The organism is Microlunatus antarcticus (genome assembly GCF_014193425.1).
GTDB lineage: Bacteria > Actinomycetota > Actinomycetes > Propionibacteriales > Propionibacteriaceae > Microlunatus > Microlunatus antarcticus.
The window spans coordinates 3,695,546-3,711,571 of record NZ_JACHZG010000001.1 but is presented as its reverse complement, the minus strand read 5'-3'; the positions used below and the strand labels follow the sequence as shown (position 1 = coordinate 3,711,571).

The 16,026-nt window shown below is 74.8% G+C and carries 11 protein-coding genes; 7 read left to right on the top strand and 4 right to left on the bottom strand.

What is annotated here, in order from left to right:
- Position 1: 1 nt before the first annotated feature.
- Positions 2-256, bottom strand: coding sequence for an FMN-binding protein (locus FHX39_RS22295; protein WP_332836906.1), 255 nt, complete (start codon positions 254-256; stop codon positions 2-4).
- 19 nt (positions 257-275) lie between these two features.
- Here FHX39_RS22295 and FHX39_RS22290 point away from each other — a divergent pair, with 19 nt between their 5' ends.
- Positions 276-452: a hypothetical protein gene (locus FHX39_RS22290; protein WP_332836905.1), complete on the top strand. Its 177-nt coding sequence runs from the start codon at positions 276-278 to the stop codon at positions 450-452.
- A gap of 63 nt (positions 453-515) precedes the next feature.
- On the opposite strand, the gene FHX39_RS17365 is transcribed toward FHX39_RS22290, so the two are convergent.
- Complete coding sequence (locus tag FHX39_RS17365; RefSeq protein ID WP_183340471.1) at positions 516-1,928, bottom strand: ferredoxin reductase family protein; 1,413 nt, start codon at positions 1,926-1,928, stop codon at positions 516-518.
- Positions 1,925-2,092, bottom strand: a complete 168-nt coding sequence (locus FHX39_RS17360; protein WP_183340468.1) for a hypothetical protein — start codon at positions 2,090-2,092, stop codon at positions 1,925-1,927. The genes FHX39_RS17365 and FHX39_RS17360 overlap by 4 nt, the downstream gene beginning before the upstream one ends.
- A gap of 296 nt (positions 2,093-2,388) precedes the next feature.
- Between FHX39_RS17360 and FHX39_RS17355 the strand changes: the two genes are divergently transcribed.
- The 6 genes from FHX39_RS17355 to FHX39_RS17330 all read left to right on the top strand — a co-directional run bounded on the left by FHX39_RS17355 (position 2,389) and on the right by FHX39_RS17330 (position 15,296).
- Positions 2,389-2,850 carry a DUF2231 domain-containing protein gene (locus tag FHX39_RS17355; RefSeq protein WP_183340466.1) on the top strand — a complete coding sequence of 154 codons (462 nt, stop codon included), beginning with the start codon at positions 2,389-2,391 and terminating at the stop codon, positions 2,848-2,850.
- A gap of 19 nt (positions 2,851-2,869) precedes the next feature.
- Positions 2,870-3,580 carry a response regulator transcription factor gene (locus FHX39_RS17350; RefSeq protein WP_332836904.1) on the top strand — a complete coding sequence of 237 codons (711 nt, stop codon included), beginning with the start codon at positions 2,870-2,872 and terminating at the stop codon, positions 3,578-3,580.
- Complete coding sequence (locus FHX39_RS22285; protein ID WP_183340464.1) at positions 3,577-4,893, top strand: sensor histidine kinase; 1,317 nt, start codon at positions 3,577-3,579, stop codon at positions 4,891-4,893. The genes FHX39_RS17350 and FHX39_RS22285 overlap by 4 nt, the downstream gene beginning before the upstream one ends.
- A 2-nt stretch (positions 4,894-4,895) precedes the next feature.
- On the top strand, positions 4,896-5,636 hold the full coding sequence (locus FHX39_RS17340) for a VIT1/CCC1 transporter family protein (protein ID WP_183340462.1): 741 nt from the start codon (positions 4,896-4,898) through the stop codon (positions 5,634-5,636).
- 167 nt (positions 5,637-5,803) lie between these two features.
- On the top strand, positions 5,804-13,210 hold the full coding sequence (locus FHX39_RS17335; RefSeq protein ID WP_183340460.1) for a DUF11 domain-containing protein: 7,407 nt from the start codon (positions 5,804-5,806) through the stop codon (positions 13,208-13,210).
- 64 nt (positions 13,211-13,274) lie between these two features.
- On the top strand, positions 13,275-15,296 hold the full coding sequence (locus FHX39_RS17330) for a thioredoxin domain-containing protein (protein ID WP_183340457.1): 2,022 nt from the start codon (positions 13,275-13,277) through the stop codon (positions 15,294-15,296).
- On the opposite strand, the gene trhA is transcribed toward FHX39_RS17330, so the two are convergent.
- The gene (trhA, locus tag FHX39_RS17325; protein WP_332836903.1) at positions 15,281-15,958 is read right to left on the bottom strand and encodes a PAQR family membrane homeostasis protein TrhA; all 678 of its coding nucleotides are present in this window, start codon (positions 15,956-15,958) and stop codon (positions 15,281-15,283) included. The two genes, FHX39_RS17330 and trhA, sit on opposite strands and share 16 nt — an antisense overlap.
- Positions 15,959-16,026 lie beyond the last annotated feature (68 nt).

The following is a 16,026-nucleotide window of genomic DNA, read 5'->3' as shown; positions in this document are numbered from 1 at the left end:
TTCAGATCCCGGCCTGGTCGAGGGCGGACTGCAGTGACCCCACGTAGCCGTCGCTGGTGACGGTGGCGCCGCTGACCATGTCGATCTTCGCGCTCTGCGCGTCGATCGTCTCCTGGGTCAGCACCGGCAGGGCCCGGCTGTTGATCTCGAGGTCGCGACCGTTGCCGCTCGGGGACTGCACCACCGTGACCTTCGTGATCGTGCCGTCGGTCACGGTGATCTTGACCTGGACGGGACCCCAGCGTGTCTGGGTCACGTCCCCGGTGTAGCTCTTCGTGCCCGACGACGACGAGGACGGCGAGGATGAGGACGGCGCGGACGAAGACGAAGACGACGACGAGGGGGTGGGCGGGTCGGACGCCTGGGGCGTCGTCGTGGTCGACGGCGCGGCGGGGGCGCCGGACGAGGAGGGGCTCGCCGCGGTCGCGGCCGAGTTGGTCGAGGTGTGGTAGCCGAACAGGAGCACGACGACCGTCACGGTCGAGGCGAGCCAGATCACGATGCGACGCACAAGATCACCATCCAAAGCTCTCGGTGTGGACATGGTCGGCGGGGACGCCTGCCTCGGCGAGGAGTCGTTCGACCCCGTCGGTCCAGGCGGTCGGTCCGCAGAGGAAGACGTTGCGCTCGGCGACGTCGGGGACCCACTGGCGCAGGGCCGCGAGCTCGTCGGGCCCGGCGAGGGGCCCGAAGACGGACCGTGCGCTGGTGCGACGCCCGGGCAGGGCGAGCGTCTGGAGACCCCGCTCCCGGGCCAGCACGTCGAGCTCGGACACGAACAGCGGTTCGTCCGTGCAGCGCTGCAGCAGCACCGCGTCGCCGGGGGCGTAGTCCAGGCCCTCGGCCAGCGATCGGATCGGGGTGATCCCGACGCCCGCCCCGACGAGCAGCAGGCGGTGCCGGGTCCGGGCCCGGCTGCTGAGCCGCCCGTACGGGCCCTCGAACAGGACCCGGGTGCCGGGGCGCAGCCGCGACAGCCGGCCGCTCCCGTCACCGAGCGCCTTCGCGGTGATCCGCAGGCTGCGGCCGTCGGGCGCGGCGGAGAGCGAGAACGGGTTGGAGCGGGTCCAGCCGGGCCCGTCGAGAAAGCGCACGTTGAGGAACTGCCCGGCGCGCTGCGGAAGGCGGTCCAGGTGGCGGCCGGTCAGGTAGACCGACACCACGTCGGAGGACTCCTGCACGACCGAGGTGACCCGGAGCCCGTGCCGCAGGCTCCTGACGAGCGGGAGCAGCACTCGCCAGACGAGGACGGCTCCGGCCGCCGCGATCCACAGGCCCCACCAGTAGAGGGTCCGGCCGGTCGAGAGCAGGAACTCCTGCCCCGTCCACAGCTGGTGCGGCAGCGCGAGCCCGACGCCGAGGTAGGCGTAGAGGTGCAGCAGGTGCCAGGACTCGTAGCGCAGACGGCGGCGGGCCTTCTTCACGCTGGTCACGACGACCATCACGAGGCAGACCGTGCCGGCGACCGAGAGCAGCACCCCCGCGTACGTGGTGACGAGCTCCCAGGTCGTGGCCGGGACCTGTGACCAGGAGGCGCCCGCGTAGCCACCGATGATCGTGAGGACGTGCGCGCACATCAGGTCGAAGGACAGGAACCCGACCACGCGGTGGATGCGGTTGAGCCGGTCACGACCGAAGGCGTTCTCGAGGGGCGGCAGCCGGGACATGAGCAGCACCTGGACCAGCAGCAGGTCGGCCGACCACAGCCCGGTGAGGCGCCCGACCGAGGTCAGCCCGGTCGCCCACCCGGTGGTGAGGTCGGTGACGCCACCGTCCGCGACCCACCAGTAGGTGACGAGCAGCAGGCCTGCCCACAGCAGGAGACCTCCGGTGGTGCGGACCGCCCGGTCCAGCGCGGCGTCGGCGTCGAGGCGGACCCGCGTGGGAACCCCCTCGTCGGCGGCGGAGCGGCTGAGGAGAGCGGTCATGGCCGCGGTCCGTGGTGGTCGTGCCCGTGCGGCCCGCCCTCGGGCCCGGAGACCTGCGAGGTCGACCCGGTCGGGGCCGGCGCTGCGGGGGCGCCACCCTGCGCGTACGCCGCACCGGTCGTCACGGCCCCGGCGCCGAGCACGGCGAGGAGCACCGCGACCAACGGCCGACGGGAGCGACGACGCGGCTCGGGGCCGCCCGTCCGTGCGGTCGCCGGCGGTGCCGTGCGCACGGTCGTCGGTACCACCGGTTCCCAGCGCGATCCACTGGGGCCTCTCCGGTCGTCCTGCATGGTGCTGCCTACCTCTCGTCGACATCCTGACGAGGAGAACTGCACCAGGCGTTTCTTAGCCGCAGGTGAGTCCGCGGGGACCTCCGGAGAAGTCAGACGGTCCTCTAAGAAACCTCTGATCAACTGTGCCGATCCTGTGCGGAGCCCATCAAGAAGGAGCTCCAACCGTGACCGTCTTCGGCCTCCCCCTCCACCCGCTGATCGTGCACGCCACCGTCGTGGTGGTGCCGACCGCCGCGTTCGCCGTGCTGCTCGCGACGTTCTGGCCCCGGTTCCGCCGGTGGGCGTCGTGGGGACCGGCCGCAGCCGCCGCCCTGGCGGTGGTCCTCGTCCCGATCACGACGTCGTCGGGGGAGTCCCTCGAGCACACGCTGCCCCACTCGGACCTGATCGAGAAGCACTCCCACCTCGCCGACGGACTCCTCCCCTGGGTGATCGCGCTGCTGGTGGGCGCGCTCCTGGTCCTGTGGCCGCAGCTCGCGGCGACGCGGCCCCGGATGTGGTCCCTCCCGCGCTGGCTGGCCGTCGCCGGTGCGGTGGTCGCGACGGCCGCCGCCGTCGGGGCGCTGGTCGAGGTGGTCCTGATCGGGCACAGCGGCGCCGCGGCAGCCTGGTCGCCGAACGCGTGACCCAGGGCATCCTGTGCGGGTGGACGACGAGGCGGTGACCGGACGCGAGCCGGCCGGGGCGCCGGACGCGCGGCGGCTGCTGCTCGTCGAGGACGACCGGTCGCTGGCCGCCATGCTCGAGGAGATCCTCGGCTCCGCGGGCTACGTCGTCGACCTCGCCCGTGACGGGCAGGCCGGGCTGCACCTGGGCCTGACCCGCTCGTACGACGTGATGGTCCTCGACCGGGGCCTGCCGGCGATCGAGGGGCTGGACCTGCTCGGTCGGCTGCGCGCCCGCGGGGTCGCGGTCCCGGTGCTGGTGCTGTCGGCGCTGGGTCTGGCCCGGGACCGGGTCGACGGGCTGGACGCGGGGGCGGAGGACTACCTGTCCAAGCCGTTCGACATCGACGAGCTGCTCGCGCGGATCCGGGCGCTGCTGCGCCGCCACGGCGACGTGGCCGACACCCTTACCGTGCCGGGCGGGCGGCTGGTGGTCTCCGCCCGGACCGTGGTGGACGCCGCCGGCGAGGCCCGTTACGTCTCGGAGCGGGAGTGCGCGCTCCTCGCGGTCCTGGCGCGTCGGCCCAGCCGGGTCTTCAGCCGGGACGAGCTCATGGCCGAGGTGTTCCCGGACGCGGAGGACGACGGCGTCGTCGACACGTACGTGCACTACCTGCGGCGCAAGCTCGGCCGCGACACGGTCCGCACGGTCCGCGGGCTCGGCTACCAGCTCGGCACGGAAACCGCGTGAGCCGCCGCGCGCTCGGGTCGGACGCCGACCTGCGGCGTACGGCCAGGCGGATCGGGCTCCAGACGGCCGGGCTGCTGATGGCCTGCCTCGTCGTGGTCGGCGCCGTCCTCTACGGGCTGGTCGTCCGCAGCCAGGACGCGCAGCTGACAAGCACGCTCAGCGACGCCGTCGCCACCGCGGGGATGGGCCGTGACCCAGACCACGACCACGACCACGACCTCAACGAGCCCCGCGGCGGCATCCAGTACGCGGTGCTCGACTCCCGCGGGCTCCGGACCTCCACCGACGTGCCGCCCGGGCTGCCCGACCTCGACGTGATGCGGACCGTCGCCACGACGCACGCCCAGGACCGGCGCACCCTGCACCTGGCCACCGGCGGCTTCGAGATCCTGACCGTGCAGCGCGGCGACGACACCGTGCAGGTCATGGCCAGCACGTTCGAGCAGCACCAGGAGCGCGAGCGCATCGTGGGTGCGCTGGGCCTGGCCGGTGGCGCGGGACTCGTCCTCTCCGCCCTGGCGGCCGCGTTCCTGGCCCGTCGGGCCGTCCGGCCGATGGCCCGGGCGCTCGAGCAGCAGCGCCGGTTCGTCGCCGACGCCGGCCACGAGCTGCGGACACCGCTGACCCTGCTGAGCACGCGCAGCCAGCTGCTGGCGCGGCGGGTGCGGGACACCACGACGCCGGCGGAGCAGCGCGACCAGCTCGTGGAACGTGACGCCTCCGGCATCGTCGCCGACACCGCGGCCCTCGTGGCGGTCCTCGAGGACCTGCTGACCGAGGCGGACGACCGTACGCCGGTGCCGCAGACGCCCGTCGACCTCGCCGCGGTGGCGCGCTCCGTCGTGGCGTCGGCCCAGGCCGCGGCGCAGGAGGCCGGCGTGACGCTCCACGTCGAGGTCGGCACCGCCGGCCCGATGACGGTGCACGGGGCCGAGACCGCGCTGGCGCGCGCCGTCGCCGCGCTCGTCGACAACGCGGTCGACCACGCCGCCGGTGCGGTCGACGTCCGCCTCGCGCGGACGGGCCGCTCGGTCGTCGTCGAGGTCGTCGACGACGGCCCCGGCATCCCGGCGGAGACGCTCCCGCGGATGTTCGACCGCTTCTCCAGCGACCGGCGCCCCACCGCCGAGACCGGAGGTCGACGACACTTCGGTCTCGGCCTGGCCCTGGTCAGCGAGATCGCCACCCGTCACGGCGGGACGGTGACCGCGGAGAACCGACCGACGCCCCGGGTCGGCGCGCTCCTGCGCCTGACCGTTCCCGCCGCACCCGGCGGCCGTACCTCCCGCTCGACCGACCCCAACCCGGAGTGACCATGTCGCACGACCAGCCGCAGACCGACCTCGAGCCGGGCGCCCACCCGGACGAGCCGCACGCCGGCGGGCTCGCCCAGCAGCTGAACTGGCTGCGCGCCGGTGTGCTCGGCGCCAACGACGGCATCGTCTCGGTCGCGGCCGTCGTCATCGGCGTCGCCGGCGCGAGCGGGGGCACCCGCGCGCTGGAGACCGCCGGCCTCGCCGCGCTGGTCGGCGGCGCCCTGTCGATGGCGCTCGGTGAGTACGTCTCGGTGAGCAGCCAGCGCGACGCGCAGAACACGCTGATCGCCAAGGAGCGGCTCGAGCTCGCGACCGAGCCCGAGGCCGAGCTCGAGGAGCTGGCCGGGCTCTACGAGGCCCGCGGGCTCACGTCCGCGACGGCCCGCCAGGTCGCGGTCGAGCTGACGGAGCACGACGCGCTCGGCGCGCACCTCGCCGCCGAGCTCAACCTCAGCGAGGACGACGTGGTCAGTGCCGGTCACGCCGCGTTCGCGTCGGCCGTCTCGTTCCTCGTGGGCGGGCTGGTCCCGTTCCTCGCGATCGTCCTGCTGCCCGCGTCGCTCCGGGTGCCGCTCACCTTCGCCGCGGTGCTGCTCGCGCTCGCCCTGACCGGCTGGCTCAGCTCCCGGGTCAACGACACGCCCCGCCTGCGCCCGATCCTCCGGCTGGTGGTCGGGGGTGCGGTGGCTCTCGTCGCGACCTTCGCCATCGGCTCGGCCGTCGGGGCCCTGTTCGGCTGACCGGCGTTTCGGGCGTGCCCGAGTAGAAGAACACCCTGACAGCTTTCTGAGTGTCTGTTAGGTTTTCGGCGTCGCGCACCCCCGACGCGGCCTCGTCCCGGATCCCCCCGAATCCGAGGTTCCTCATCTCCACCGTCGCTCCCGCACGCCCGCACACCCGCCGTCCCGTGTCGCACGGGCTCCGGGCCGGCCGTGCCGTCGCCCTCCTGGTCGCCGCTGCCCTCGCCCTCGTCGGTGCGGTGCTGGTCGTCCCGACGCCCGCCGCCGACGCGGCCGTGGTCCGGGCGTTCACGCCGTACTTCAGCACGCAGACGAACGGCGAGATCGCGATCACCGGCAACGCGCTGCTGACGTGCGACAAGGTGTCCCGCGACTGCCCGGGCGCGCTCGCCGGCACCGTCGACTCCGGCAACAACAACTTCACGATGCGGCTCGTCGACACCGACGGCGACCCGGCGACCAAGTCCTCCTCGGCGGCGACGGTCCGGGTCCCGGACGGGTCGACCGTGCTCTACGCCGGTCTCTTCTGGGGCGCGACGGCCTCGACCGCGGCGGGGACGGCGGCCGCCAACTCCACGATCAAGCTCAAGGCCCCGGGTGCCTCGACCTACTCCTCCGTCACCGCGTCGCGGGGCCTGGACGTGCAGGCCAGCAACTACTCGGCGTACGCCGACATCACCGGTCTCGTGCAGCGTGCCGGCGGCGGGCCCTACACCGCCGCCGACATCACGAGCTCCGTCAACAGCGCCGACCAGTACGCCGGGTGGTCCGTCGTGGTCGCCTACAGCAACCCTGCGCTGCCGTTGCGCGACCTCACCGTCTTCGGCGGCTACGCCGCGGTCGGGAAAACCGACACCATCAGCGCGTCCATCTCGGGATTCCTGACCCCGGCCGCGGGCACGGTCAACGCCCGCATCGGCTCGGTCGTCTACGAGGGCGACCAGCAGCTCACCGGGGACTACCTCACGGTGAACGGCACCCGGGTCGCCGACGCCCAGAGCCCGTCGTCGAACTTCTTCGACAGCCGGGTCACCACCGGCGGTGCCAACCTCACGGACCGGACGCCGGCGAACGTCAACAACATGGCCCTCGACGCGAAGGTCGTCGACGCGCCGAACGTCCTGCCCAACGGCGCCCGCTCGGCGGACCTGGTCTTCGGCACGAACGGCGACGTCTACTTCCCCGCGGCCCTCACCACGCAGGTCGACCTCTACGCGCCGAACGTGCGCGGGACGACGTCCGTGGTCGACCTCTCCTCGCACGACCCCGCGCAGGTCGGCGACACGCTGGAGTACACGGTCGCCCTGTCCAACACCGGCCAGGACCCGGCGACCGGGACGGTGCTCGACGTGCCGCTGCCGGCGGGGACGACGTACGTCCCGGGCAGCCTCGCCGTCACCGACGGTCCCGGCGCCGGTGCGCAGACCGACGTGGCCGGGGACGACCGGGCCGAGGTCTCGGCCAGTGCCGTGCGTTTCCGGCTCGGCACCGGCGCGAGTGCCCGAGAGGGCGGCACGCTCGCCTCGAACGGCACGAGCACCGTGCGGTTCCGGGCGGTCGTCCAGCCCGCCGCCGCCGGGACGAACCTCGACGTCACCTCGAGCGTGGCGTACACGGCCAAGACCCTGGCCAAGGCGTACACCTACCGGACGAACACGGTGAGCACCGCCGTCGCCACCCTGGCCGACCTCGCGCTGACCCTGACGGGTCCGGACGCGGTCAGCGGCGGCCAGGACCTGACGTGGCGTCTCGGTGTCTCCAACGCCGGCCCGTCCACGGCGACGGGGGTCGTCGTGACCGCCACGCTGCCCGAGGGCGCCACCTACGACGCCAGTGGCGCCGACCCCGCCGGCCCCACCTGCGTGCAGGCCGGCCGGACGCTCACCTGCACCCTGCCCGACGTCCCCGCCGGTGTCGGGGACACGTTCGTGGGGCGGGCGACGACCGACCCCGACTCCGACGCCACCTCGCTCCCCGGCACCGCAACGGTCACCAGCAGCACCTCCGACCCCGACCCGACGAACAACACGTCCTCGGTCACCACGGCGCAGCGCCGCGCGGCCGACGTGTCCCTCGTCGCCTCGATCGACCCGACGAGCGCCCGTCCCGGCGACGTCGTGACGTTCCTGTTCCAGATGGCGAACGCAGGACCGTCGCGGGCGCGGGCCACCACGCTCGCCGCCACCCTCCCGCCCGGCTTCACCGTGGTGGGCGACGTCGGCAGCAGCCGGGGGACGTGCGACGTCTCGGGCGCCGACCTGTCCTGCGCCCTCGGCACGACGGACGCCGGGGAGCCGTTCAAGGTCAGCGTCAGCGCGCGCCTCGACCCGGCCTGGACCGGCGTCGACCCGTTGCGGTCCACCGCCTCGGTCCAGACGACCACCTTCGACCCCGACACGGCGAACAACAGCGCGAACGTCCTGGTCGCGCCCGCACCGCCGCAGGCCGACCTCCAGGCGTCCCAGGAGCTCCTGAGCGGTCCCGTCGTGGCGGGTCAGCCGGTGCGCTACCGCCTGACCGTCACCAACCGCGGACCCTCCGTGGCCACGTACGTCTCCCTCGTCGACGAGCTCGACGAACGGTTGCTCGACCCCGCCGCGACGTCCGAGGTCGGGGGCTGCGCTGCCGACGACGGGCTCTTCTCCTGCGCCGTCGGCGACCTGGCGCCCGGCGCCTCGGTGTCGGTGCTGCTCTCCGGGACCGTCGCCGCCGGGGCCGACGGCGGCTTCGTCAACCTCGTCCGTGTCCAGAGCGAGACCGAGGACCCCGACCGGGGTAACGACAGCGACCGCCTCAAGGTGCCCGTCGCCACGCTCGCCGACCTGTCGCTCACGGCGACGGCCGACCCGGTGCCGGCCCGCGTCGGTGACGAGCTGACGTTCACCCTGACCACCCGCAACGACGGGCCCTCCGACGCCCGGGGGGTGGTGCTCACCGAGGTGATCCCGGACCGGTTCAAGTTCCTCGGCACCGCGGGCGGCGCGACGTGCGAACGGGCCGGCCAGGACGTCACGTGCGACCTCGGGACCGTGCCCGCCGGCGCCACGGTCGAGACCCGCGTCACCTTGGCGGTCCCGGACGTCGACGGGCTCGGCACGGTGGTCAACGTCGCCCGGCTGCGGAGCGACACCGACGACCCCGACAGCGACGACCTCGAGGCGCGGACCGAGCTCGGCACCCAACGTTCCGCGGACGTGTCGGTCACCACCTCCGGTCCGTCGACCCTCGTCGCCGGGACCCGGGGCACCTGGGACCTGACCATCGGCAACGACGGCCCGTCGACCGCCGAGGACCTCGAGCTGACCGACACGTTGCCCGAGGGTCTGGGCGACCTGCAGGTGGACGCCCCCGAGGACGTCCGCTGCACGGTCGACGGTGCACGGCTGCGCTGCGACCTCGACAAGCTCGGGCCGGACAGCACGCGCGTCGTCCGGTTCCGGGCGCTGCTGGACCGGGCGGCCACCGCGACGGTCCTCGTCGACAGCCCGAGCGTCACCGCGTCGACCCCCGACCCGACCGCGTCCAACGACACGGCGTCGACGAGCAGCGCCGTCACCGCCGTCTCCGACCTGACGCTGGGGGTCACGGGTCCCGCCCGCGTCACCGCCGGCGACCGGTCCACCTGGACGCTCGCCGTCCGGGCCGCCGGCCCCTCGAGGGCCTCGGACTCGCTGGTCAGGGTCGCCCTCCCGCCCGAGGCGGTGGACGTCACCGTGCCGAGCGGCTGCACCCTGACCCAGACCAGCCTGGTCTGCGACCTCGGCGCCCTCGACCCCGACGAGGACGCGGCCGTCGAGATCTCCGCGACGGTTCGCGGGGACGCTCCCGACCAGGCCTCGCTGACGCTGCAGGCCCTCGTGTCGTCGAGCGCGTCCGACCCCGAGCCGGGGGACAACACCGCCTCCGCCGCGACCGCGGTCTCCGGCACGGCCGACCTCGACGTCACCGCGGGCGTCGACCCCGCCTCGCTCGTGGCCGGCGCCGCCGCGACGTACCGGGTCGACGTGGAGAACCACGGTCCCTCGACCGCGGCGGGCGTCCAGCTGCGCCAGGAGCTGCCCGCCGGCCTCGAGGTCGAGGGCGTGCAGGGGCCGGGTGCGTGCACGGTCGCGGGCCAGGTCGTGACGTGCGACCTCGGTACCGTCCCGGCCGGCACCACCGCCCGGGTCCAGGTGTCGGTGCTGGTCCCCGAGAGTGCCACCGGACCGGTCACGAGCACGGCCGAGGTGACCTCCACCACCGACGACCGCGTCGCGGCCAACGACCAGGACAGCGTCACGAGCGACGTCCGTCAGGTGGCCGACCTCGGGGTGACCGCGGCGGCCGAGCCGCGCACGGTGGTCGCGGGCCAGGCCACGACCTACACCCTCGCCGCGGTGAACGCGGGCCCCTCACGCGCGGCGGACGTCGTCCTGACCGACGAGCTGCCCGCGGGCACCGAGGTCCTGGACGCCGGTGGCTGCGTGCTCGACGGGCGGACGTTGACCTGCCCCGTCGGGCCGCTCGAGCGCGGGGAGGACGCGACCGCGCGCGTCGTCGTGCTGTTCCCGGCAAACGCTCCCGCCCGTACGGTGCGCACCGAGGCGGCCGTGACCGGGTCGACCCCGGACCCCGACGCGTCCGACGACCGGTCGTCGGTGGACGTCGAGGTGGTGCAGCAGGCCGCGCTGCGGGTGGACAAGACCGCCACGCCAGGTGCGCTGGTGCCGGGGAACCGGGCGACCTACCACCTGCTGGTCGGCAGCGCGGGTCCGTCGACCGCTCGCGACGTCCGGGTGACCGACGCCGTGCCCGCCCCGCTCGACGTCGTGTCGGCGACCCGGTCGGACGGGACCGCCTGCGAGGTCGAGGGTCGCGACGTGAGCTGCGCCCTCGGCGACCTCGGCCTGGTGCAGGACGTGGTCACGGTCGTCGCCACCCTGCCGGCCGACTACGTGGGTGACGACCTGGTGAACACGGCCGAGGTCGCCTCGGCCACCGACGACCCCGACCGCTCCGACGACCGTGCCCGCGTGTCGACGCCGGTCGTCCCGGAGGCCGACCTGGGCGTCGTGGCGAGGCAGGAACCGACCGAGCCGGTCCCGGGGACCCAGGTGCGCCGGACCCTGACGAGCACCAACCGGGGTCCGTCCGTGGCCCAGCAGGTCCGGATCGAGGAGCTGCTGCCGTACGCGCTGCTGCAGCCCGCGACGGACCCGGGCCCGGGTGGGCGCTGCACCATCGCACCGCAGCCCGACGACGCCGAGCTCGGACCGAACGCCGGTGTGCTCCTCTGCACGTGGGACGAGGTCGGGGTCGGGGAGTCGGTGAGCGTCGTCGTCACGGCCCGCGTCCGCCCCGAGGCGCTCGGCACGCTCGCGAGCACGGCCAGCACGGGCTCGCCCACGCCCGACCCCGAGACGGCCGACAACCGCGCCACCGTGTCGGGCGCGCTGCGGCCGTCGGCCGACCTCGCGGTGAGCAAGCGTGTCGTCGGTACGGCCACGGCGGGCTCGGACGTGAGCTGGGAGGTCGTGGTCGACGACCTCGGGCCGTCCAGCGCCCGGACGGTCGTCCTCGTCGACGACGTGCCCGCCCCCGTCTCCGCCGTCCGGGCGGTCGCGGCCGACGGGCTGCCCTGCGAGGTCGTCGGGCAGCAGGTCACCTGTCGCCGCGACCGCGTCGACCCGGGCAGCCCGCTGACCGTGACGGTGTCGGGCACCCTCGCGGCCGGTGCGACCGGCCCGCTGGTCAACCGCGCGTCCGTGTCCGCGGCGACGCCCGACCCGGAGGCCGGGAACGACGCGGGCTCGGCCGGGGCAGGCGTGCTGGCGGTCGCCGACCTCGGGCTGACGAAGACCATGACGCCGGCGGCGCCGGTGCCGGGGGAGCAGGTCGCGTTCACGCTGACCAGCCGTAACCGCGGTCCGTCGACCGCGACGGGCGTGCACGTCGACGACGTCCTGCCCGGGGTGCTGAAGGACGTCACGGCGGTGCCGTCCGGGGACGGGCGGTGCGTGACGACGCCGCGTGCCGGCAGCGCGGGAGAGCTGCGCTGCACCTGGCCCCAGCTCGCCGTGGGCGCCGCCGCCACCGTCGTCGTGACGGCGAGCGTGGCCCCGGAAGCGCTCGGGAGCCTGGAGAACACCGCCAGCACCGGGTCGGCCGCGACCGACCCGGGCCCGGACGACGACGAGGCCACGGTCTCCGGGACGCTCGTGCCGTCGGCGGGTGCGTCGGTGACCAAGCGCCTCGTCGGCCCGGCCGACCCCGGGGGCCGCGTGACCTGGGCGATCGTGGTCGACGACGCCGGGCCCTCGAGCGCGCGGTCCGTGGTCGTGGTCGACGACGTCCCGGCGACGGTGTCGGACCTCGACGCCACGACGGCCGACCCGACGGCCTGCACGGTCGTGGGGCAGCGCCTGTCCTGCCGGTGGGACCGGGTCGACCCGGGCGCACCCCGGACCGTGACGCTGACCGGCCGGCTGGACGCCACGGCGACGGGCGAGCTGACCAACGCGGCCTCGGTGAGCACCGCCACGGCCGACCCCGACCACGACGACGACACGAGCGTGAGCGTGGCCGAGATCGGGCGCCGCGCCGACCTGCTCGCGAGCGGCGTGCTGTCGCCCGCGGTCCCGGTGCCGGGGCAGCCCGTCACCCTGACCCTGCGGAGCCTGAACCGCGGGCCCTCGGCCGCGCGTGCCGTCGTCGTCGAGGACGTGCTGCCGGTGTCCCTTCTGGGCGCCGTGGCCGCGCCCGGCCCCGGGGGTGACTGCGACCTCCTGCCGCGGGTCGGCACCGGCGGCGTCGTGAGCTGTACCTGGGCGGACCTCGCGGTGGGCGCGACCGCCGAGGTCACCGTCACCGGGAGGGTCGCCGTGGACGCCCTCGGCACGCTGAGCACCGTCGTGACCACCCGCGCGCAGACGCCCGACCCCGTGGTCGCGGACAACGCGGCCGACGTCGCGTCGGAGCTGGTCGCCGCGACCGACGTGTCGCTCGCCAAGCGGCTCGTGGGCGTCGCCGTGGCCGGGCAGCAGGTGACCTGGGAGCTGGTCGTCGACGCCGCTGGGCCGTCGAGCGCCCGTGCGGTGGAGCTGGTCGACGACGTGCCGGACGCCGTGACGGGCGTCCGGGCCTCCACCGCCAGCGGCGAGCCGTGCACCGTCACGGGGCAGCGCGTCCGGTGCGCCTGGGACCGGCTGGACCCCGGTACCACCACCACCGTGACCGTGGTCGGCACCCTGGACGTCGACGCCACGGGCACCCTGAGCAACACGGCCTCGGTCTCCACGGCGACCGCGGACGCCACGGCGGCCGACGACACCAGCGTGGCCTCGGCGGTGGTCGCCGCCGCCCCGGGCACCGGCGCTGGGGACGGCGGGACCTCCGACCCCGACCCGTCGGACGGCACGGACGGCTCGGACGGCCCGGGCCTGGCCGCCACGGGGGCCGAGGTGGGCCTCGGGCTGCTGGTGCTCACCACCGGCCTGCTGGTCGGCGGGGCCGCTCTGCTGCGTGCGGGGCGCGCCGGCGCTGCGGGCGTGGCCCGTCCCCGTCCGGGGAGGCGGTGGCCCCGCGTCCGTCGCTGACCCTGCTCGGTCGAACCGCGACGGCGCGCCGCCGTCGTCAGGTGCCGACGGGGATGATCGGGACGTGCCGAACCGACTGTCGAACGCCACCAGCCCCTACCTGCTGCAGCACGCCGACAACCCCGTCGACTGGCGGGAGTGGGGCGACGAGGCGTTCGCCGAGGCGGAGCGGACCGGTCGGCCGGTCCTCCTCAGCGTCGGCTACGCCGCGTGCCACTGGTGCCACGTCATGGCGCACGAGTCGTTCGAGGACGAGGCGACGGCCGCCCGGATGAACGAACGTTTCGTCAACGTCAAGGTCGACCGCGAGGAACGTCCCGACGTCGACACCGTCTACATGGCGGCGACGCAGGCGCTGACGGGGCAGGGCGGGTGGCCCATGACCGTGTTCCTGACCCCGGACCGGCGGCCGTTCTACGCCGGCACCTACTTCCCGCCCACGGCCCGCCAGGGGATGCCCGCGTTCAGCCAGGTGCTCGACGCCGTGTCGGCGGCCTGGACCGACCGGCGGGAGGAGGTCGTCTCGAGCGCGGCCGGCATCGCGGCCCAGCTCGCCGAGCAGCGGCTGGTCGCCGCGCCCGGAACGGTCACCCCGGCCGACCTCGAGGCCGCCCGGACGACGCTGGCGCGCGACTTCGACCCCACGTACGGGGGCTTCGGCCGGGCGCCCAAGTTCCCGCCGTCGATGGTGCTGGAGGCGCTGCTGCGCGACGGCAGCGAGCAGGCGCTGGAGATGGCCGGGCGCACGTGCACGGCGATGGCGCGCGGTGGGATCTACGACCAGCTCGTGGGCGGTTTCGCGCGCTACAGCGTCGACGCGCACTGGGTGGTGCCGCACTTCGAGAAGATGCTCTACGACAACGCCCTGCTGCTCGGGGTCTACACGCACCTGTGGCGGCGTACGGGTGACCCGCTGGCCCGCCGGGTGGTCGAGGAGACGGTCGCGTGGCTGCTGGCCGAGCTCCGGACGCCGCAGGGCGCGTTCGCCGCGAGCCTCGACGCCGACTCGCTCGACGCCACCGGGCACCTGCACGAGGGCGCCTTCTACGCCTGGACACCGGAGCACCTGAGCGAGGTGCTCGGGCCCGAGGACGGGGCGTGGGCGGCGCGGGTCTTCACCGTGACCACGGCCGGGACCTTCGAGCACGGTGCCTCGACGCTGCAGCGCCCGGGCGTGGGGGAGGACGTTCCCGCACGGCTCGCGGACGTCCGGGCCCGACTCGCCGCGGCGCGGGAGCAGCGGTCGCGCCCCGGCCTGGACGACAAGGTCGTCGCCGCCTGGAACGGCTGGCTGGTCGACTCCCTCGTCGAGGCGGCCCTGGTCCTGGGCCGGTCCGAGTGGCTCGTGGCCGCGCGGACCGCGGCCGACCTGCTGTGGCAGCTCCACTGGCGCGCCGACGAGCAGCGGCTGCTGCGGACCTCCCGGGGCGGCCGGGCCGGTACCGCGGCCGGCATCCTCGAGGACTACAGCGCGGTGGCCGCAGCCTTCGTCCGGCTGGCCGGCGCGACCGGCGACGCGGTCTGGGTGGAGCGCGCCCGCACGCTGCTGGGCGTCGTGGAGGAGCAGTTCGCGGACGGCCGGGGCGGCTGGTTCGACACGGCCGCCGACGCGGAGGAGCTCTACACGCGCCCGCAGGACGTGACCGACAACGCCACCCCGTCCGGGCTCAGCGCGACCCTGCGGGCGCTTGGGCTGATCGCCCGGCTCACGGGGGAGGACGCGTACGCGCGCCGCGCCGCCGAGGGGGCCGCGACGGTCGGGGCCCTGGTCGCGAAGGCGCCGCGCTTCGCCGGCTGGCTGTGGGCCGAGGCGGCGAGCGAGGCGTCGCCGGCGGCGGCGCCGGTCGAGGTGGCCGTGGTCGGACCGGCGGGTCAGGAGCGCGACGCCCTCGTCCGGCTCGCCTGGTCCGAGGCGCCGGCGGGGTCGGTCGTGGTGGTCGGCGACGGCACGTCGGCCGCGGGCTTCGCCCTGCTCGAGGACCGGACGGTGCGCGACGGGCGGGCGACCGCGTACGTCTGCCGGGGGTTCGTGTGCCGCCTCCCGGTCACCGACCTCGACGGGCTGCGCGCTCAGCTGGCGGCGTAGGTGACCAGCGAGATCGCGGTGTAGTGGCAGACGAAGCCGCCGACCGTGCAGGCGTGGAAGATCTCGTGGAAGCCGAACCAGCGCGGTGACGGGTCGGGCCGCTTGCGCCCGTAGACCACCGCGCCGCCGATGTAGAAGACGCCGCCGGCGAGGATCAGCGCCACCACGGCCGGGCCGCCCGTGGAGTAGAAGGCGCCGATCCAGCCGAGCGCCGAGCAGCCCATCAGCAGGTACATGGCGGTGTAGAGCCAGCGGGGTGCGGACAGCCAGAGCGTGCGGAAGAGCAGCCCGCCGAGCGCGGCGGTCCAGACCATCACCAGCAGCGCCACGCGCGAGCCGCCGCTCAGGAGCAGCAGCGCCAGCGGGGTGTACGTCGCGGCGATGAAGACGTAGATGTTCGCGTGGTCGAGCCGGCGCAGGACGGCTTCGGCGCGAGGACCCCAGTAGAAGCGGTGGTAGAGCCCGCTGGTGCCGAAGAGCAGCACCGACGCCGCCAGGAACACGGCCCCGCCGACGACGCCCCGCTCGGTGGGGGCGAGCACGACGAGCACGATGCCGGCGGCGAGCGCCAGCGGCGCCATCGCCGCGTGCAACCAGCCCCGCAGGCGGGGCTTGACCTCACGGGCGACGTCCGCCTGGACCTCGTCGAGAACGCTGGGCACCGCCGGCCTCCTGAGTCGTGCTGCTGCGATCCGAGCCAGGTTAGCCAGGCCCGGCTATACGCTGCGGA